General features: G+C 63.1%; 22 protein-coding genes. 10 read left to right on the forward strand and 12 right to left on the reverse strand.

Translation table 11 applies throughout. From position 1 onward, the window contains the following. The first annotated feature begins 181 nt into the window (after nucleotides 1-181). From NKH19_RS16185 to NKH19_RS16195, 3 genes are all read left to right on the forward strand, one after another. The gene (locus NKH19_RS16185; RefSeq protein ID WP_352863835.1) at nucleotides 182-1,123 is read left to right on the forward strand and encodes a phosphoribosylaminoimidazolesuccinocarboxamide synthase; all 942 of its coding nucleotides are present in this window, start codon (nucleotides 182-184) and stop codon (nucleotides 1,121-1,123) included. 96 nt (nucleotides 1,124-1,219) lie between these two features. Continuing rightward, complete coding sequence (locus NKH19_RS16190) at nucleotides 1,220-1,615, forward strand: acyl-CoA thioesterase (RefSeq protein WP_024504171.1); 396 nt, start codon at nucleotides 1,220-1,222, stop codon at nucleotides 1,613-1,615. Nucleotides 1,616-1,742: 127 nt separating this feature from the next. Continuing rightward, nucleotides 1,743-1,946, forward strand: coding sequence for a hypothetical protein (locus NKH19_RS16195; protein WP_352863833.1), 204 nt, complete (start codon nucleotides 1,743-1,745; stop codon nucleotides 1,944-1,946). 149 nt (nucleotides 1,947-2,095) lie between these two features. Here the strand turns inward: NKH19_RS16195 and NKH19_RS16200 are convergent, their stop codons facing one another. Beyond that, the gene (locus tag NKH19_RS16200; protein ID WP_352863831.1) at nucleotides 2,096-2,464 is read right to left on the reverse strand and encodes a winged helix-turn-helix transcriptional regulator; all 369 of its coding nucleotides are present in this window, start codon (nucleotides 2,462-2,464) and stop codon (nucleotides 2,096-2,098) included. 90 nt (nucleotides 2,465-2,554) lie between these two features. On the opposite strand from NKH19_RS16200, the gene NKH19_RS16205 reads away from it, so the two are divergent. Further along, the gene (locus NKH19_RS16205) at nucleotides 2,555-3,160 is read left to right on the forward strand and encodes an NADPH-dependent FMN reductase (RefSeq protein ID WP_352627661.1); all 606 of its coding nucleotides are present in this window, start codon (nucleotides 2,555-2,557) and stop codon (nucleotides 3,158-3,160) included. A gap of 55 nt (nucleotides 3,161-3,215) precedes the next feature. On the opposite strand, the gene NKH19_RS16210 is transcribed toward NKH19_RS16205, so the two are convergent. Beyond that, the gene (locus NKH19_RS16210) at nucleotides 3,216-3,629 is read right to left on the reverse strand and encodes a winged helix-turn-helix transcriptional regulator (RefSeq protein WP_352863829.1); all 414 of its coding nucleotides are present in this window, start codon (nucleotides 3,627-3,629) and stop codon (nucleotides 3,216-3,218) included. Between the two features lie 97 nt (nucleotides 3,630-3,726). Between NKH19_RS16210 and NKH19_RS16215 the strand changes: the two genes are divergently transcribed. Next, a complete protein-coding gene (locus NKH19_RS16215; protein ID WP_352863827.1) occupies nucleotides 3,727-4,707 on the forward strand; it encodes a quinone oxidoreductase family protein in 981 nt (326 codons plus the stop codon). A gap of 162 nt (nucleotides 4,708-4,869) precedes the next feature. Next, complete coding sequence (locus tag NKH19_RS16220) at nucleotides 4,870-5,796, forward strand: DMT family transporter (protein WP_352863825.1); 927 nt, start codon at nucleotides 4,870-4,872, stop codon at nucleotides 5,794-5,796. 49 nt (nucleotides 5,797-5,845) lie between these two features. Here the strand turns inward: NKH19_RS16220 and NKH19_RS16225 are convergent, their stop codons facing one another. After that, nucleotides 5,846-7,363, reverse strand: coding sequence for a winged helix-turn-helix domain-containing tetratricopeptide repeat protein (locus NKH19_RS16225; RefSeq protein ID WP_352863823.1), 1,518 nt, complete (start codon nucleotides 7,361-7,363; stop codon nucleotides 5,846-5,848). 247 nt (nucleotides 7,364-7,610) lie between these two features. Between NKH19_RS16225 and NKH19_RS16230 the strand changes: the two genes are divergently transcribed. Further along, nucleotides 7,611-7,868, forward strand: coding sequence for a DUF1127 domain-containing protein (locus tag NKH19_RS16230; protein WP_352863822.1), 258 nt, complete (start codon nucleotides 7,611-7,613; stop codon nucleotides 7,866-7,868). A gap of 27 nt (nucleotides 7,869-7,895) precedes the next feature. On the opposite strand, the gene NKH19_RS16235 is transcribed toward NKH19_RS16230, so the two are convergent. The 3 genes from NKH19_RS16235 to NKH19_RS16245 all read right to left on the reverse strand — a co-directional run bounded on the left by NKH19_RS16235 (nucleotide 7,896) and on the right by NKH19_RS16245 (nucleotide 10,456). Further along, nucleotides 7,896-9,206, reverse strand: a complete 1,311-nt coding sequence (locus NKH19_RS16235) for a hemolysin family protein (RefSeq protein WP_352863820.1) — start codon at nucleotides 9,204-9,206, stop codon at nucleotides 7,896-7,898. Between the two features lie 76 nt (nucleotides 9,207-9,282). Then, nucleotides 9,283-9,687, reverse strand: coding sequence for a hypothetical protein (locus NKH19_RS16240; protein ID WP_352863819.1), 405 nt, complete (start codon nucleotides 9,685-9,687; stop codon nucleotides 9,283-9,285). A 67-nt stretch (nucleotides 9,688-9,754) separates the two neighbouring features. Continuing rightward, nucleotides 9,755-10,456, reverse strand: coding sequence for an LssY C-terminal domain-containing protein (locus NKH19_RS16245; RefSeq protein ID WP_352982400.1), 702 nt, complete (start codon nucleotides 10,454-10,456; stop codon nucleotides 9,755-9,757). Between the two features lie 111 nt (nucleotides 10,457-10,567). On the opposite strand from NKH19_RS16245, the gene NKH19_RS16250 reads away from it, so the two are divergent. Next, on the forward strand, nucleotides 10,568-11,287 hold the full coding sequence (locus NKH19_RS16250) for a gamma-glutamylcyclotransferase (RefSeq protein WP_352863817.1): 720 nt from the start codon (nucleotides 10,568-10,570) through the stop codon (nucleotides 11,285-11,287). 5 nt (nucleotides 11,288-11,292) lie between these two features. Here NKH19_RS16250 and NKH19_RS16255 read toward each other — a convergent pair whose 3' ends face one another. From NKH19_RS16255 to NKH19_RS16265, 3 genes are all read right to left on the reverse strand, one after another. Then, the gene (locus NKH19_RS16255) at nucleotides 11,293-12,099 is read right to left on the reverse strand and encodes an extensin-like domain-containing protein (protein ID WP_352863815.1); all 807 of its coding nucleotides are present in this window, start codon (nucleotides 12,097-12,099) and stop codon (nucleotides 11,293-11,295) included. 199 nt (nucleotides 12,100-12,298) lie between these two features. Next, on the reverse strand, nucleotides 12,299-13,462 hold the full coding sequence (locus tag NKH19_RS16260) for an extensin-like domain-containing protein (protein WP_352863813.1): 1,164 nt from the start codon (nucleotides 13,460-13,462) through the stop codon (nucleotides 12,299-12,301). A 102-nt stretch (nucleotides 13,463-13,564) separates the two neighbouring features. Continuing rightward, nucleotides 13,565-13,990: a DUF3775 domain-containing protein gene (locus NKH19_RS16265; RefSeq protein ID WP_352863811.1), complete on the reverse strand. Its 426-nt coding sequence runs from the start codon at nucleotides 13,988-13,990 to the stop codon at nucleotides 13,565-13,567. Nucleotides 13,991-14,135: 145 nt separating this feature from the next. Here NKH19_RS16265 and NKH19_RS16270 point away from each other — a divergent pair, with 145 nt between their 5' ends. Beyond that, nucleotides 14,136-14,669, forward strand: a complete 534-nt coding sequence (locus tag NKH19_RS16270) for a tetratricopeptide repeat protein (protein WP_352863809.1) — start codon at nucleotides 14,136-14,138, stop codon at nucleotides 14,667-14,669. A 274-nt stretch (nucleotides 14,670-14,943) separates the two neighbouring features. After that, entirely contained in the window at nucleotides 14,944-15,417 is a 474-nt protein-coding gene (gene greA, locus NKH19_RS16275; RefSeq protein ID WP_292183751.1) for a transcription elongation factor GreA, read from the forward strand. A gap of 224 nt (nucleotides 15,418-15,641) precedes the next feature. On the opposite strand, the gene waaC is transcribed toward greA, so the two are convergent. From waaC to rfaD, 3 genes are read right to left on the reverse strand one after another with little or no spacing between them, the layout of a single operon-like run. Continuing rightward, nucleotides 15,642-16,631 (reverse strand): lipopolysaccharide heptosyltransferase I, encoded by a 990-nt coding sequence (waaC, locus tag NKH19_RS16280; protein ID WP_352863807.1) that lies wholly within the window; start codon nucleotides 16,629-16,631, stop codon nucleotides 15,642-15,644. Beyond that, complete coding sequence (gene waaF, locus NKH19_RS16285) at nucleotides 16,628-17,635, reverse strand: lipopolysaccharide heptosyltransferase II (protein WP_352863805.1); 1,008 nt, start codon at nucleotides 17,633-17,635, stop codon at nucleotides 16,628-16,630. Before waaF ends, waaC begins: the two co-directional genes overlap by 4 nt. Continuing rightward, complete coding sequence (rfaD, locus tag NKH19_RS16290) at nucleotides 17,608-18,576, reverse strand: ADP-glyceromanno-heptose 6-epimerase (RefSeq protein WP_352863803.1); 969 nt, start codon at nucleotides 18,574-18,576, stop codon at nucleotides 17,608-17,610. The genes waaF and rfaD overlap by 28 nt, the downstream gene beginning before the upstream one ends. Between the last annotated feature and the right edge of the window lie 32 nt (nucleotides 18,577-18,608).

Here is an 18,608-nt window from a genome sequence, read left to right on the forward strand (position 1 = left end):
ATCTGGCGCAGCCTAGACGCCATGGCGTTCCCAAGTCGCTGTGCCTTCCGGCATCAGTTGTGAAAAAAGCGACCGTCGAACTGGCCGGGTTTGCAGGGATTCCCGACAATCGCGCTTGATATGCACCGGCTCGACGGCCTATGCGATGGCATCGACCAATTTGCGGAAGGCAGGAAATCACATGCGGACCCTTCCTGACGCGTTCATTCCCGAACTGCCGGGCCATTATAGCGGCAAGGTCCGCGAAAACTACGATCTGGCGGATGGCAGGCGCATCATCATCGCAACCGATCGCCTCAGCGCCTTCGACACCATCCTGACTTCGATCCCTTTCAAGGGAGAGATCCTCACCCAGACGGCACGGTACTGGTTCGAGGAAACCGCCGATATCTGCCCAAACCATGTTCTCGAATACCCCGACCCGAACGTCGTCGTCGGCACAAGGCTCGATATCCTGCCGGTCGAGATCGTCGTGCGCGGCTATCTGGCGGGAACCACCAGCACTTCGATCCTGACCCGTTACAAGCGTGGCGACCGGGAGATGTATGGGATGCGCCTGCCGGACGGCCTGCGCGACAATGAAAAACTGGCGGAGCCGATAATCACGCCGACCAGCAAGGCTTCCCACGGTGGTCATGACGAGCCTCTGTCCAAAGCCGAGATCCTTGAACAGGGCCTGCTCACGCAGGCGCAGTGGGATACCGTATCGGGCTATGCCTTGCGGCTGTTCGCCCGCGGCCAGCAGCGCGCCGCCGAACGCGGCCTCATCCTTGCCGATACGAAATACGAGTTCGGCACCGACAAGAACGGCACCATCATTCTCGCCGACGAAATCCACACGCCGGACAGCAGCCGGTACTGGATCGCGGCGAGTTACGAACAGGCGCTCGCCAGCGGCAGCCGGCCGGAGAGCTTCGACAAGGATTTCATCCGCTCGTGGGTCTCGGCGCGGTGCGATCCCTACAGCGATCCGATCCCAAAAATACCCGACGAGATCGTCGAACAGGCCTCGCGGGTCTATGCGCAGGCCTATGAGGCGATCACGGGCAAGGAATTTTCTCCCGACCTTTCCGGGGATACCGTGCTCGATCGTATTCGCTCGAACCTCGAGCGCTACTTTTAGCGGCCAAGTGAGCCTTCGCCGGGGGCAGTCTGCGTTGACCTGTCGGCGCCATGACGTTACGGGATCGAGGGCAACCGCTCTCGAAGGATTTCCCCCATGGTGCACTACGCTGAAGGACGGCCGCTCGGCGATCTGACGCTTCGCACGCTGGCCATGCCTTCGGATGCCAATGCCGCCGGCGACATTTTTGGCGGCTGGGTGATGGCGCAGATGGATCTGGCCTGCGGCATCCGCGCCGCTGAACGCGCCAAGGGCCGCGTGGTGACGGCTGCGGTGAAAGAGATGTCGTTCGCCAAGGCAATGAAGATCGGCGACACGCTCTGCATCTACACCCATGTCGAACGCGTCGGCCGCACCTCGATGACGCTCAAGGTCGAAGCCTGGGCGCAGCGCTACCTCTCGGACCTGATGGAAAAGGTCACCCACGCCGATTTCGTCATGGTGGCGCTGGACGGCGAGGGCAAGCCGAAGGCGGTTCCGGCCGAAGGCTGACGGGCGCCGTTCTCCCATGCATGGCCCCACGCTCGGCCGTTTGTAACAGCGCCCGTGCGGGAGGCGCGTTTCGCGACTTCCAATGGTTGCCTCCATGCCCGATTGTGCCGGCGTTGGAGGGGAGACAATGCGTCAACATATGCTGAACGGCTGGCTTCTGGCAGCGCTGGTCGTGACGACCTGCCTGCTCGGCGTGACCGCCTATGCGGAGGTGAAGGAAGACATCTCGCGCATCTCCTGCACGCATGATCACCAGGCCCTCGGCGAGCGGACCGCGCGGTGTGATATCTGTGCCGCGGTTCGATGCGATAACGGCACATCGGGAGCCTGAGCGGCAGCCGTCAGCGGACGGATCACGAAGGCATTCCGGCAGCCAACACAGCACGCGCAATCGGGCAACGATCCGCGCGGCCGAGCTAGAATCTCAGATCAGATCAAGCCAAGTCACGTGCGGGCGGCACCCCTTGCCCTGCAACGGTTTCAGGCATGCATACTATCGAATTTTTCGCGTGCCGCTCTGACGCGCGTGGTGTTCTTGCGCGCCCATTCGCCAAGCGCGCTGACCGGGATCAGCAGCTCGTGACCAAGCTCGGTCAGCTCATAATCGACACGCGGCGGAATGGTCGGAAACACGGTGCGGGTGACGAAGCCGTCGCGCTCCAGCCCGCGCAAGGTGGTGGTCAGCATCTTCTGTGAAATGCCGCCGACGGCTGCGCGCAATTCGTTGAAGCGCAGCGGTCCGTCGCCCAGCTTGCCGACGACCAGAACGGTCCATTTGTCGCCGACGCGCTGCAGGATTTCCGAGATGGCGCGACAATCCTCGGTGCGGTGCGGGTGCCTCAGTAACAAAAAGGTGCCTCCTTGCGTCTCGAGTTGACAGTATCTCATATAGCGCCGGTATCCAAACGATACCAGTACTTCCTGCAAGGAGAGCCCTTCATGTCCAAACCCAAGATCGCCATTGTCATCGGTTCGACACGCGCCGCGCGTTTCGCCGATGTGCCGACCGAATGGATCGCCAAGATCGCCAAGTCACATGCCGACATCAACGTCGAAGTCGTCGATCTGCGCGACTTCCCGCTGCCTTTCTTCGACGAGGTCGCATCCTCCGCCTGGGTGCCGTCGACGAATGAAGTGGCACAACGCTGGCAGAAGAAGGTCGCCGAATTCGATGGCTTCATCTTCACCGCCGCCGAATACAATCATGGTCCGACGGCCGTGCTGAAGAACGCCATCGATTACGCCGCCAATGAGTGGAACAAGAAGCCGGCCGGCTTCGTCGGCTATGGCAGCGTCGGCGGCTCCCGCGCCGTCGAACAGCTCCGCCTTCATGCGGTCGAACTGCAGATGGCGCCGGTCAAATCGGCCGTCCATATCGCCTGGGGCGATTTCCTCGCCGTTCGCCAGGGCGAGAAGAAGCTGGAAGATCTCGAGCATCTGAACCAGGCCGCGACCGCGCTGGTCAACGACGTTGCGTGGTGGGCCAAGGTGCTCAAGGCAGCGCGTCAGGCCGACGCCGTCGCCGAGGAAGTCAAGGCGGCCTGACCGCCGGTTCGAATTATCCTCCCAAGGATCCGGGGCGGCGCTTGCGCCGCCCTTTTCAATTGAGGGAAGCCGTGGCGTCGTGTTGCGCCTGCCTTGGTCGGATGATGCAGTCGGCGAGGCGATCCATCTCGTTGAGCTCGTCGGCATGATGCTGGCCCCATTGGCAGAGTGCCAGCAGGATCGGCTCGAGGCTGAGGCCAAGGCGCGTTGCCGAATATTCGACGCGCGATGGCACTTCGGCAAAGATCTCGCGGCTGACGAGGCCGTGCTCTTCCATTTCACGCAGCTGCTGGATCAGCACCTTCTGGGTGATGCCGGGCATTATCGCCTTCAGCGCGGACAGCCGCCGGGGGCCGTCGAACAGATGGTAGAGGATAACCGCCTTCCAGCGCCCCGCGATCACTTTCAGCGCCCGCTCCGCCGGCAGCATCGGCAGTCTCTTGATGGGCATTTTCTTGGGATTGGGCATGGTCACCTCCTGGTCAGCAGGGGACAAATGAGTGTGTAGTCGAAGCGCCGCAGATAGTGGCAAACCACGGCCGATGCCAGTGCGATCGGAGTTTGCCATGAGAGCCATTCAACCGAACCGCTTCGGCGGTCCCGAGGTGCTGGAGGTGATCGATCTACCGACGCCGGTACCGCAGGCCGGCGAGGTACTGGTCCGCGTCCACGCCGCCGGGATCAATTTTTTCGAAGTGCTGATGCGGGCGGACCGCTACGCGGTGACGCCGCAACTTCCCATGATCCTCGGTGTCGAGGCGGCGGGCGTCGTCGAGGCCGTCGGACAAGGGGTGGATGCACAGCTGCTGGGGAGCCGCATGGCCGCGCCGCTGTTCATGTCGCAACGCCCTTACGGCGGCTATGCGGAGCAGGTGACGATCGATGCCGACCTTGTCGTCCAATTGCCGGATAGTCTTTCGTTCGAGGATGCGACGGCGTTGATGGTGCAGGGGCTGACGGCCTTTCATCTGCTTCGGCAAAGCCCGCCGGACGGCAAGGCGGTGCTGGTGCCGGCCGCGTCGGGTGGTGTGGGATCGTTGCTGATCCAGCTTGCGAAGTGGAAAGGCGCACGTCGGGTGATCGCGACCGCCGGCGGCAGGGCCAAGCTCGATCTTTCCCTTTCCCGGGGAGCCGATGCCGCGGTCGATTACAACAATCTGGATTGGCCCGCCCGCGTCCGCGACGTCACGGACGGCAAGGGTGCCGACATCATCTACGACACCGTCGGCGGCGCGCTGACGGCTGCGTCACTGCAGGCTCTGGCGCCTGGCGGCGAACTGGTGTTCGCGGCACTCGGCCGCTATGGCCTCGCGGCTTCCGATCTGGAGGCGATGATCGGCCGCAACCAGTCGCTGAGAGGTTTCGCGCTGCTGCCGCTGCTGTCTCCCGACGTGCTGAAAGCCAGCCTTTCCGAGCTGTTCCAACTGGCTGCAAGCGGCCGGCTTCAGGTTGTGATCGGCGGCCGCTTCCCGCTCGACCGGGCCGGTGAAGCGCACCGGCTGCTGGACGAGCGCCGCTCGACAGGCAAGGTCGTGCTGGTGCCTTAGTGTCGTGGTGTCTCCGCCTTGCACCAGAAGAGCCTTTCGGCCTTGCTGGTTGCCTGCGCCGCCGCGGCGGACATGACGCCAATCGGGATTGGACCTCCATATGCGCGGTCCTGCCATCTGGTCCCGCTCCTTGCACTGCGATATCCGGCTGCAATCCGTCACATGAGTGTAGCCGTGAAGACATCCAGCCTGACCGGCGCCGTTTCCCCGATGATCCCGGTGCTCGTCTGCGCGCTCGGGATCTTCCTGCTGTCCGGAATGGATGCGGCGATGAAGACCCTGGTTATTGCGGTCGGCGTCTATAACACGGTGCTGTGGCGCAGCATGGTCGCGACCGTGGTCGCGGGTGCTGCCTGGTCGGCAGGGCCGCGCTCGAAGCCAACCCTTCCGGTGCTAAGGCTGCATGCGCTGCGTGCGGCAATTGTCGGCATCGTTTTGATATCCTTCTTTTGGGGGCTCGCCAGGCTGCCGCTGGCGGAAGCGATCGGGCTCAGCTTCGTCGCGCCTCTATTCGCGCTCTTCCTCGCCGCGCTGTTGCTGGGCGAGCGAATCCGGCGGCAGGCCGTCTGGGCATCGCTGGCCGGCATCGCCGGCGTCGCGATCATCATGGCCGGCCAGTTCGGGCAGGCAAGCTATTCGCAGGATGCCATGCTTGGCACGGCGGCGGTGCTCGTATCGACGGTGTTCTACGGCTACAATCTCATCCTCACCCGACAACAGGCGCAGTTGGCCAAGCCCATCGAGATCATGTTGTTCCAGAACCTTTGCGTTGCAATCATCCTTGGCCTCGCGGCACCGTGGCTCGCCGTCGCCCTGCCGACCAACCTTTGGCTGCCGCTGGCCGGGGTGACTGTGCTGTCGCTTGCCGGCCAATTCCTGATGAGCTGGGCCTACGCCCGCGCCGAAGCGCAATATCTGATCCCTGTCGAATACTCGGCCTTCATCTGGGCGGTCGCACTGGGCTGGTTCTTCTTCGGCGAGGAGGCAACCTGGACCACGCTGACCGGAGCATGCCTGATCGTCGCCGGCTGCCTGATCGCCGCGCGGGCAAATCCGAAGCTTGCCGAACCAATCGAAGCGGCGGTTTGAGGACGCAAGTCGTCCCCGCCAGGGAACCCTATTGGGTCACGCCTGCGCGTCACTCAGGAAGACCGGCCTTGCGGAAGCCATCGACGAAATGTTCCTGCATGGCGGCGTCGCGAAACGGCTCCGTCATGACCCAGTGGCGGGTTGTGAAATGCGGGTTGCTGATGAGGAACATTTCGACCTCCGCGCGCGCCTCCTCGAGCCGGCCCAGTTGCGCAAGACTTGCCGCCAGGAAACGGCGTGAGCTTGTGCGATAGGTCTCGTCCCTGCGCAGTGTCTCGACAGCGGCTTCGTATTCGCGCGCCGCGTATTGCGCCGCGCCGAGCGTCAGATAGTACCAGCTTGCGGGAAACGGGTTCAGCCGGAACGCCTTGCGAATGTGCTCCAGGCCCTCTTCGACCCGCCCGGCCAGGACCGCGATGTCGGACAATGTCGCCCAGGCGTCTGCCTCGTTCGGGTCGAGCTCGAACGCCTTGGCGAATTCTGCATCCGCCTCTGCGAAGCGGCGTTCATAGGCGAGCAGGTTGGCAAGGACCCAGTGGCAGCCGGCATCGTTGGGATCGATCGCCACGGCCTTACGCGCCAGCTCCAAGGCAACGCTACGGTTTGGCTCGATGGGTTCGCCCCAATGCACCCATCCCATCCAGTGGTTCATGGCAAGCCAGCGATAGGCCTCGGCATATTCCGGATCGAGCGATACCGCGCGCGTGAGCATGAGGTGCGCTTCCCGCGCCGTCTGTGGCGAATCATCGATCAGCTTGCGCGCCCGCACGCAGAGGTCGTAGGCCTCCAGATTTCGGGGCCGGTTGCGCGGCAGCGGTGCGCGCAGCCGGCCAAGCAACGCCTCGACGATCTTGGCCGTGACCTCGTCCTGAACGGCGAAGATATCCTCCAGGCCGCGATCGAAGCGTTCCGCCCATAGATGTTCACCGCTCACCGCGTCGACCAGCTGGGCGTTGATGCGCACGCGATCCGCGGCGCGTCTTGCGCTGCCCTCCAGCAGGTAGCGCACGCCAAGATCCCCGGCGATCTCGCGCACGTCCATCGCCTTTCCTTTGTAGGCAAAGGTCGAGTTGCGAGCGATGACGAACAGGCCGGAGATCCTGGACAGGTCGGTGATCAGGTCTTCGGTCAACCCATCGGCGAAGGAGTCCTGTTCGGGATCATTGCTGAAATTGACGAAGGGCAGCACGGCTATCGACGGTTTGTCGGGCAGGGGCAAAGATTTTCGCTTTGCGCTGCCGAGCTGTTCGACGGCGCCCGTGAAGCGGTAGCCGACGCGCGGAACCGTGGATATCCATTCACCGCCGTCGGCTGCCGGACCAAGCAGCTTGCGCAGTTGCGCGATCTGGACGGTGAGGTTGCCTTCCTCGACGGCCGTGCCCGGCCATGCCGCGTCCATCAACTCAGCCTTCCCCAGGATTTCGCCGGGCCGTCCGACGAGCGCCGCAAGCAGGTTGAGCCCGCGATAGCCAACGGCAACGGGGACATCGTTCCGAAGTAGCGTTCCCGCACCCGGATCAAGCACGAACGGACCAAAGGCAAAACGCGATCCCTGCATAGGGCGCATCTATAGAGCAATTCCAGGAAAAGCGTGAAACGGTTTTCCCGGGAAAAGCGCATAGTGCCTTCCCTTGGGAATTGCGTCAAAACAAAGAGTTAGAGCAGTTTGCCGGTTCCGTGAACCGGTGAACTGTTCTGGCCGGTTTGGAAGTTTTGAGAACTATTTGGGAGGGCTTAATTACGGCGCGGTTCGTATCGCGCAGAATTCAACCTCTTTCGAGAGCCCTCCGGGCCTCAAACCATAGGAGGTTGCCATGACCACCAATACCCTTGCATCGGCCCCGAATTGTGCAGCGCGGCCGGGAACGCTCGTGGCGCCGGCGTCGCGTCGGCTCCTGATGACCCTGCGAAGCATTGTCGCGACCTTGCGCGATCGGACCTGGCGCGAGCGGATACGCTTTCGCTGGCAACTCAGGCAAATGTCGAAGGACAACCCTTATCTGATCGACGATATCGGTCTGACGAGATGTGAGGTCGAAGCTGAGATCGCCAAGCCCTTCTGGCAACGATAGAGCGAATGCTGCACATCGCGTCGACAGTCAGCGCACCGCATGGCGGTGAGCACCGGGCAGGCGGGTGGCGATCAGCTTGTCGATGCGGCGGCCGTCGAGATCGACCACCTCGAAGCGCCAGCCCTGCGCGTCGACGCATTCGCCGGTCGCCGGCAGATGGTGCATATGCGACAGCACATAGCCGGCGACAGTCTCGTAGTCGCGGTTTTCCGGCAGGTCGATGCCGAGAATGTCGGCCATCTCGTCGGCCTGCATGTAGCCGGCGAGCAGCCATGAGCCGTCCTCGCGCTTGACGGCGTTTTCCTCGTCGCCGGCGTCGGTATCCGCCCGGAACACGCCGGTGATGGCTTCGAGGATGTCGGCCGGGGTGACGATGCCTTCGAAATGGCCGTATTCGTCATGCACCAGTGCCATCGGCACGTCGGATTCCTTGAGCTTCTGCAGCACATCCAGCGCGTCGGCCTGGTCGTAGACTATGGGTGCGGCTTGCACATGCCTGCGCGGGTCGAGCACGAGGCCGGCAAGCAATGCCGCCAGCACGTCGCGCGTCTGGACGACGCCGACCATGACATCGACGCCGCCGTCGCCGGCCGGCAGTCGCGAATGCTGGGTTTCCATCAAAAGCTTGCGGATGGCCGCCTCGTCGGATTGCAGATTGATCCAGTCGACTTCGGTGCGCGGCGTCATCACCGCGCGCACGGCGCGGTCGCCAAGCCGCATGACGCCGGCGATCATGCGCCGCTCGTCGGATTCGATGGTGCCGTGATGCTCGGCCTCGGCGACCAGCATCTTGATCTCCTCGTCGGTGACCTTCTCCTCGCTTTCGCCGCGCTGGCCGAGCAGCCACAGGATGACGCGGCCGGAAAAGTCGAGCAGAAAGACCAGCGGCGCCGAGACGGTTGCAAGGATGGTCATCGCCGGAGCGGCCTTGGCGGCGACCCGTTCAGGGTCACGCAACGCGATCTGCTTGGGCACCAGTTCGCCGACGATCAGCGAGAAATAGGTGATGACGGCAACGACGATGCCGACGCCGAGCGGATCGGCAACGGTCTCACGGATGCCGGCGGAGGCCAGGAACCGCGCCAGCCGTTCGCCGAGCGTGGCGCCGGAAAAGGCGCCCGACAACACGCCGACCAGGGTGATGCCGATCTGCACCGAGGACAGGAACTTGCCCGGATTCGAACCAAGCTCAAGGGCGCGGCCGGCGCCATTGATGCCGCGGTCGATCATCGCTTTCAGCCGGGCCGGGCGCGATGAGACGATGGCAAGTTCGGACATCGACAAAAGGCCGTTCACGCAGATGAGGACGACCACGATAGCGATTTCGACGTATAGCATCAGCGGTCAATAGCATTGCCGCGCGGTCTTCGAAAATAGTCCGGCGTGTTTTTTGACAAATGTCCGGTATTTAGGGTCAGACGGCATCCGCGGCGGTGAGGGAACCGTCAGGGATTTGGCATTGGTCTGAAGGGCCCAAAAGAGCCACGACCAGCGACAGCTTTCCCTGCTTGGAAACGCGGCACATGTCCATGCTGTCGGCGCCTCGAAATCCGTTTTCGCCTCTCCGCACCCAGCCAAAACGCAGGAAGTCATGATGGACATCGACCAAGGTCGTCCGTTCGAGCCAGAAGCCCGGGCGGGCTTTCACGACCTGATCGATGTGATGGAGCAGCGCCTCGGCTCCGGAGATATGTACCGTCGGATCGATGTATGTGCCTTCCGGTTCGAATGAGGCGAACAACAGCCGGCGACGCTCTTCAGGCTCCGGGTCGAACCAGGCCTTGCAGTAGCTATTCACCACACTTTCCGCGTCGAACATCGGAATCTTCCTTTGAAACCGCCCTTTTTGAACCGCTTGGCTGTCTCAGCTTGCAGGGCCGTGCGATCTACTGTTTGAGTATGCCGACGATCGCCTCGCCATCCGTGAAATAGGGATCGCCGCCGCCATTGCGCCCGGTGCTGGTGGCGCCGACGCCCGATATGTCGCCGGTCGAGATCAACACACCGGCGGTGGCTAGGTCGCGCATGAGGAAATCGCGCTCGGCGTCGATGTCGGGGCCGATATGGTGGGTGACGGCGCCGGTGTCGTGGCTCAGTCCCACGCCGCGATCGAAGCTGGCCGAACCCAGCCACAGCGGCCTGCCGTCATCGCCGGCAGCATTGGTCTGCCAGAAGCGGACATGATGACGCCGGGGGGGGCTGGCGCCGCCCGGCTTTTCGAAGGCGAGATCCTGGGCGCGGCCATCGAACAGCAGCCGGCTGACCGGCGCATCGGGGTAGGGGTGGTCGAACAACACGCTTTCGCCGATCTCGATCGCGGTCTTCAAGGTCACGGCGTCGGCGGTGTCCCAGCCGGCGACGGCGAAGGCATGGACCACCTCCTTCTGCGTGCCGACCAAGCCGACATTGATGGGGTCGCCCGGAATGCCCTGCGGCGTGTGTGTCACCATCTCGAAGTGCTGGGTGCGAAAGCCGCGGTCCCGGAACGTCCAGAATTCCGGCGCGGCGAAATAGGCGAGCGCCAGATAGGCGGCAAACAAGGCTGCCAGCCAGATTGCAATGCTTCGCCGAAAACTTCGCTGGCTCATGAATGCCGCTTCGATCTGTGCGTAGCTGTCGCCTGACAGACCTTGAAAATCAATGGCCAGCTGCATGCAGCTGGTCTATCGTCGGCCATCGTTTTTGCATTGGGGGCAGGAATGAAGCGAAAACCGCCAGGCCGCACTTCGATGGCGTTGACTGCCGATCTCGTCGCGCGAGTCGACCGTGTCGAACCAGACCCCGGCCCCGAGCCCGGAACCAGCGAGCATACCGAGGCTGAGTTCGACGGCCTTGTCGAACGGCTGCTTTCCTACCACCGGCCCGAAACGCTGTGGGTCTTTGCCTATGGCTCGCTGATCTGGAATCCCGAATTCGTCCATGTCGAACAGCGCCCGGCCACGGCGCCAGGGTGGCACCGCTCATTCTGTCTGAAGCTGACGCGCTGGCGCGGCACCCGCGATCTGCCGGCCCTGATGCTGGCCCTCGACCGTGGTGGCAGTTGCAACGGCATCGTTTACCGACTGCCGGCCGAAGATCATTTCGGGCAACTTGGCCTGTTGATGCGCCGCGAGATTGATGCGAACCCGCCAACCAACGTGCCGTGCTGGATCAAGGTCAGGACCAAGGATGGTCCGCTGCGTGCCGTGGCCTTCGTCGCCGCGCCAAACGGCAGGGCCTATGCCGGACGGTTGCCGCCAGAGCAGGTTGCGGACACGCTGGCGCGGGCCGCCGGACATTGGGGCTCATCGGCGCAGTATCTGTTCCGGACCGTCAGCAAACTGGAGGAAAGCGGTATTCGCGACAGGAATCTGTGGCGCATCCAGGATCTGGTGGCGCAACAAATCATCGCTTCCACCGGTAGCGCCCACCCTGTCTGATTTTCCTAGCGGCAGGCGCGATAACCGCTTTTGCGGTTCTTGATGTCGAAATGGAAATGGTTGCGGTGATCGTAATTGTAGCCGGGGCCGAGCACGGTGGTGAAGTACTGGCAGCCGTCGGCGCGCACATTGTTGAGGAAGCCGCGGGTGCGGAAGGCGAACAGGCCGGGCTTGCGCACGTCGATGTCGTCGCCATTGTTGAGCTCGATGCTCATGACGTCGAGCGCGTTGCCTTTGCCATGTTCCGACAAAACGCCTTCGCCCGCGATGTTGCGGCAGGAATAGCTGGAGCCCTGGTGGATGGTCTTGACGCCGGAGAAATAGCGCCAGCGGGCGGAGGGAACGAGTTCGTTCCTGGTCCAGCCGGCGAAGGTGGCGGCCATGTCGCAGGTCAGCGTCGCGGCGGGCTTCATCTGGATGTTGCCGATGGCCGAAACCTTGACCGGATAGTCGATGCCGCACTGGCCTTCATGGATCGGCGCCAGGTCGGTGAAGGCAACATCAAGGCGCTTCAATTGCTGGCGGCAGTCGGTTTCGCTGGCCGGCATCTGCTCGACCGGCGACATCGGCTCGTCCATGCGCGGATAAGCGGCCTGCGTCATGTAGGGGTTGGAGGGAACAAGCTTCTGCATGCCGGCATATTGCGGCACGGCTGAGGTGTGGGAGCCGACGTCGACAGCCGGTTCAAGTGACAGCACGCTGCCGGTGTTGCAGCCCGAAATCGCGACGAGGGCAAGGCCGGCGGCTGCCATCGCTGCATGTTTCGATTGGCGCGCGACGGCGAAGAACACGGCGCGAAATGTCCCGGCCATCGGCGGAATCCCTATTCCCGAACCTGATCCCGATCAGGTTCTACCTTTGCCTGACCACGATCTTTTCCGAAAACCGGTTCCCACTTTTCGGGATCATGGTTCAGATATCCGGCATTTTAACGATCAAGGGTAAAGGAAAACTCAGCGCCCGCGTTCATGCCTGCGGCCGAATTGGGGCACGTGGTCCGGCTAACCATGCTCACTGACAGAACGTTCCGCCATGCTGTCTAGGCTCGAGATCGAGATGGAAGTGCATGGAATGATCGGCATCGGCGCCCGGGCCAAGCACGGTCTTGAACGGCCCGCAGGCCGCCTTGCGCACGGCGTTGAGGAATTTGGCGTCCTTCTCGGGCGGCGCCGGACCGACCTCGATCTTCTTGCCATCCGACAGCGTGAAGCTGGCGATATCGAGCGCGTTGCCGAAGGCATGTTCCGACAGCTTTCGTGTGCCATTGCGTGGCCGGCAGATAAAGGCCGACGCCTGGTCGATCGATTTCAGGTCGGCGCCGAACTCAGCTTTCGCCGCCGGCTGGATGACATCGGCGGCAAAACGCGCCGTCGCCTCGGCCATCTTGCAATTGAGCTCGGTGCCGGGGCCGATGGCGACTGAATTTTCAAGTGTCTTCAGCACGATCGGGTAGGGGATCGAACAGCCGATTTCGGGGTTGCTTTCCGCCTTGTGCTCCTCGAATTCGACGCCGAGCGTCTTCAGCCGCTCGCGGCAGGCGACTTCCTCGGCGGGCATCTTTCCTTGGGGCCGGTCAGCCGAGCGCGGATCGGCGAGCATCCTCTCGTCTGCATCGGCGGGCTTTTGCGGCGGCTGCGGGGCGACCACCGGAGGCTCAACCACGGGCTCTTCTTCGACGTCAGGTTTTGGTGTCGGCGTCGGCGCAACGGCTGGCGGCTCCGGCTCGCTTTCCGTATTGGCTGACGGTTCTGGGGCGGACGGCTCGGGGCGTGCCTGCTTTTTCTGACGGGATTTTTCTTCATTGAACCGATCGGGTCCGGTGGTCTTCGGACCTTCCGTCTTTTGCCCTTCCGGCGCCGCGGCATCGGTCTTCGGAGCATCCGCCGGGCGCGGCTCGGGCACCGGAATACCGGGCCCTGGCACCGGAATACCAGGCCCGGGCATCGGAGCATCGGCAGGCGAGGGAAGCGGTTCCTGCGTTTTCTGCCGTGTCCGGTTCGGTGCGAGCTGCCGTTTACCCCGCGATTTCAGGCGCTGTCCGCCTCGCGGTTTCAGGGGCTGATCGACCCGCGGTGTCAGCGGCTGCTCCGCCCGCGGCGTCAGCGGCTTGTGATGCCGATGGCGATGTCGAGCGTCGGCCGGCACCACCAGCAAGGCCGTGACGGCCATGACCAACGCAATCCTGCATGTTCGGGAAAAGACAAGCGACCGCATGGCCGTCAACGGCGCCGACGCAAGGAGGTTGCCTGCGCCGCATCACGAACGGTAACCACGTCGTTACGCGCCGATCGCTTCCAGCCCTTCCTCCAGCCAGTCGGCAAGCAGCGGCATGCCAAGCAGGTATTTTGCGGTGCGCTTGTTGGCGCGTTCGCGCGCCGTGGCAAGCGCGTCCGCCCATTCGGTGGCGTCGTAGTCGCCGCGACCGACCCAGGCCAGCGCGATCAGTTCGGCTGCTTCATCGACATTGAGGTCATTGATCAGTTCGCGCAGCTCTTCCTCGGTAAGGTTTTCGGAGCTCTCCTCGGCGAGGCCGTCATGGTGATGGTTGGCATGGGACTCGCCGTCGAACTCGACCTCATGCTCGGCGCCATCGGCATAGTCTTCGTTGACGGCAGCGCTCAGCGCCTTGGCCTTGAGGATGAACAGGCGCACGGTATCGGGGCCGATCGAAAGCTCCCAGTCCTTTTCAAGCCGCCGCTGCACGAGCAGTCTCCCAGTGCCGAAATCCTGGCTGATGATAGCGGATTTGCGGCATCCGTCACCTGATGTTCTTCGGCACGCATTTTTCCGGGATGAAATGCAAACCATCCGGCGTTAGTGTTGCATTCTCACCCTCAAGGAGGCTTCGATGCATAAAAGAATGCTGATCCAGGCGGCGACTGCCCTTGTCGCGCTGCAGTTCCTTGCCGTTCCGGTGTTCGCCGCCGGCAGTGGTGGCAGCGATGAGACCGTCACCCAGTGCAAGAAGGGCGAGGTCTGGGACAAGAAGAAGAAAAAGTGCGTCGCACCCCAGGAAGGCATGCTCGACGACGACAGCATCTATGACGCAGGCCACGCGCTGGCGATGGCCGGGCGTTATGACGAGGCGATTGCCGTGCTTAGCCTCGCCGTCAACAAGCAGGATCCGCGCATCCTCAACTATCTCGGCTATTCGCACCGCCATTCCGGCCGCGTTACCGTCGGCCTCGGCTATTACGAGGAAGCGCTGCGCATCGATCCCAACTACACGCTGGTGCGCGAATATCTCGGCGAAGCGCATCTGCAGATCGGCGATCTGGCCGGCGCCCGGCAGCAGCTGGTGGAGATCGAGAAGCGGACCGGTAAGGGTTCGCGCGAATACGGCATGCTGGCCGAGCAGATCGACCATTTCACGAGGAGTTGAAGGGGCCTCCAGGGCTCTTCGAAGCGGCCGCGAGCGCTCGCGGCCGCTTTTTTGTCTACCCCTCAGTCTCATTAGCCGCACCGACTGATGAAAGCGGGGATGATTTTTGCAAAACCAATTTTTGGGCGTGAAAAACCCGCGAAGATTGCTATATTCAGGGAAATTGCGGTGACACGGTTCCGTTAGCCCGAGGCTGCCGGACCGTTTTCTTTTTGTACCCATCGACAAGGCTTCCCCCGAAACGCGGGGGTGGCGGCAGGAAAGGTCAGGTATCATGAACAAGGTCCCGATGACAGGCGAGGGGTTCGCGTCATTGAAGGAAGAACTGCGCTGGCGCCAGCAGGAAGAGCGGCCGCGCATCATCGAGGCGATCTCCGAAGCGCGCTCGCATGGCGACCTGTCCGAAAATGCCGAATACCATGCCGCCAAAGAGGCGCAGAGCCTCAATGAGGGCCGCGTCAACGAGCTTGAAGATTATATCGCGCGCGCCGAGGTGATCGACGTCACCAAGCTCAGCGGCGACAAGATCAAGTTCGGCGCCACCGTGGTGCTGGTTGACGAGGACACTGAGGAAAAGAAGACCTACCGGATCGTCGGCGACCAGGAAGCGGACGTCAAGTCCGGCCGCATCTCGATCTCCTCGCCGATCGCGCGAGCGCTCATCGGCAAGGAAGTCGGCGACGCCATCGAGGTCAATGCGCCGGGCGGTGCAAGGGGCTATGAGATCGTCCAGGTGCAGTTTATCTAAGGGATTACCAACGCTTGCGCTGCCCCTCATTGCCCTGCCGGGCATTTCTCCCCGTATAGTGACGGGGAGAAAGACGCCTTCACCGGTGATTTCGCTAATTTCCCAGGCCGTAAGAGCGCCGAGGCTGCCTCATCTCTCTTCTCCCCGTCACTATTACGAGGAGAAGGTGCCGGCAGGCGGATGAGGGGCAGTGCCAACCTTTCCGATTGAATTGATTGAATAAATCAATTCTTGCCAGTGACGGCCTCATCACGCGCCTGGCGCTCCAGCAGCCTGTCAGCCTCCGCCATCACATCAGTCGGCGCAACACGCCCCCCAGGTGCCGCCAAGAGCGTCGATGCATATGGGCCGCGCGGGCCGGTAAGGCCGGGCTCGGTCGCCAGGAACACCGCGACCGTCGGCAGGCCGAAAGCGCTGGCGAGGTGGGTCAGCCCGGTGTCGGCGCCAATGACCAGCGTCGAGCGGCCGATGATGGCGGCGATGTCTGCCAGCGATGATTTGGGCACCACGACCGTTGACGGCACAGCTTTCGCGATCGCTTCGGCCACGGCTTTTTCGCGGTCGTTCGACCAGGTGGTGACCGGCGTCAGGCCGCGCTCCACAAAGAGGCGGGCGGTTTCGATCCAGTCCTGGATGGGCCATTTCTTGTCTTCGCGGCTGGTGCCGTGCAGCAGGAAGGCGGTTTTTCCAGCGATGCCGGCCAGAGTGCCTGCCGGCGCCACAATGCCGGAGTCCAGCCTCGAAAGATCGGGCTGATAGCCGAGCGCCAGCCCGAACAGCCGTCGCGTCCGTTCGATGGCGTGCAGGTTGCGCGGCACGGCATTGGTGACGTCGTAGAACAGAGTTGCCGACGGTTCGCGCGCGCTGGAGCGGTCGAAGCCGGCAATCGGAGCGCCGGCTTGTCGCGCCACCAGGGCCGATTTCAGCAGGCCTTGTGCGTCGATGACCAGATCGTAGCGGCAATCGCGCAAGGCTCGGCGCAAGGTGGCCGCTTCGCGCCAGGTGCCGCCGTCGAACAGCGCCTTGCGCCAGCGCCGGATCGCCACCGTGTGAATTCTGTCGATCGCCGGATGCAGCCCGACGATGCCGGCGAACGCCTCTTCGACGCACCAGTCGAAGGTCACGTCCGGCCGGTTAAGGCTGGTATCCTCGACAGCCGGAAAGGTATGGATGACATCGCCCATCGAGGATGTCTTGACGATGAGGACCTTCATGCCGCGGCCGGGATTTCCAGCAGGCGGCCCGCCGCCGCCGCGACCTGGTCGACTTCAAGCGCCTTCAGGCAGTTGAGGTGGCCGAGCGGACAGATTTTCTGGTGGCAGGGCGAGCACGACAGCCCAAGCCAGACCAGTTCACGGTGCTCGGCCAGCGGCGGCGTATTCTCGGGCGAGGTCGAGCCATAGACGGCCACGATCGGCGTGCCGACGGCAGCGGCGACATGCATCAGCCCGCTGTCGTTGGACACCGCCAGCCTTGCGGCAGCGATCAGGTCGATGGCGTCCTCCAGCCGCGTCTGGCCGGCGAGATCGACGACGCCAGGGGCGAGCGCGGCGATCTCCGCCGTCACGTCGCGGTCGTTCTTCGAGCCGAACAGCGCGACCTTCAAGCCCTTTTCCATGAAATCGCGGGCAAGGCCGGCGTAGCTTTCGCTCGGCCAGCGCTTGGCCGGGCCGAATTCCGCACCAGGCATCAGTGCCGCGAATTTTTGCGGCGTCAGCCCGAAACGGTCGAGCAGGTCAACCTGGTTTTTCGTGTCCACGCTCAGTCGAGGCGCCCGGAAACTGCCGCCCTGGGCGAGGCCGAAATAGGCCTGCGCGGTGCGTCGTTTGAGGCTGTCGGGCAGCGGTACGATGTCGGTCAACAGACCATAGCGCATCTCGCGCAGATGACCGACACGGCGCGGAATGCGGGCAAAGAACGGGATCAGCGCCGACTTCCAGCTGCCCGGCAGGATATAGGCCATGTCGTAGCGGCCGTGCAGCAGGCGGCCGAAGCGGCGACGATGGGTGAATTCGAGCGCACCGGGTTTGAGCGGAAAGTCGATCTGCTGGCGGATTTCGGGCATGCGCTTGACTAGCGGCGCGGCCCATGCCGGTGCCAGTACGTCGATGGCGGCGTTGGGATGCAGCTCCTTCAGCGCCGAAAACAGGCACTGCGCCATCACCATGTCGCCCACCCAGCGTGGGCCGATCACGAGGATCGTTGGGCTTTCAGCCATTCGACATAGTCTCTGACGCCGGTTTCCACTGTCCGGAATTGGCCATTGTAACCGGCCGCGCGCAAACGTGACATATCAGCTTGCGTGAAGCTCTGGTAGCTGCCCTTGAGGTGATCGGGGAATTCGATGAACTCGATTTCGCCCTTGCCCAGCGTGTCGATCACCGTTTCGGCGATGGCGCGAAAGGGCTGGGCGCGGCCGGTGCCGCAATTGAAGATGCCGCTCAGCTCCCGCTTCCACAGCCACAGATTGACGTCGGCGACATCGCCGACATGGATGAAGTCGCGGCTTTGTTCGCCAGGCCCGAAGCCGTCATAGGCGCCGAACAGTTTCGGGTTTTCGCCGCGTTCGACCTGGTTGAACAGATGGAACGCGACCGAGGCCATGGCGCCCTTGTGCGCTTCGCGCGGGCCGTAGACGTTGAAATAGCGCAGGCCCGCGACCTGCGAATGGTCGGTATCGAAGACCGTGCGCCCGGCGAACACCGTTCGCCTGACATAGTCGTCGAACAGCTTCTTGGAATAGGCGTAGACGTTGAGCGGCCGCTCGAGCGCCGGATCCTCGCGAAACTCCGAGCCGCCGCCATAGACGGATGCGGAGGAGGCGTAGAGGAAGGGCACGCGCAGCGCCTGGCTTGCATGCAGCAGCCGTTTCGAGAAGGCGTAATTCACCTCCATCATGAATTTGCCGTTCCACTCGGTGGTGGTCGAGCAGGCGCCCTGGTGGAAGACGGCCTCGATGCGGCCAAGCGAGCCGGCCTCCATGCGGGGCAGAAAATCATCCTTGTCGAGATAGTCGGCGATCCGCAGGTCGGCGAGATTGGCGATCTTGTGGCCGTCGGTGAGATCGTCGACGATAAGGATGTCGTCATGGCCTTCGGTATTCAGAGCGGCGACGATGTTGGAGCCGATCATGCCGGCGCCGCCCGTGACGATGATCATGTTGCTGGCCCTGATACGCGTTTCACTTGCCG

Origin of the sequence: Mesorhizobium sp. M1338, assembly GCF_040318045.1 — a bacterium.
Classification (GTDB): domain Bacteria; phylum Pseudomonadota; class Alphaproteobacteria; order Rhizobiales; family Rhizobiaceae; genus Mesorhizobium.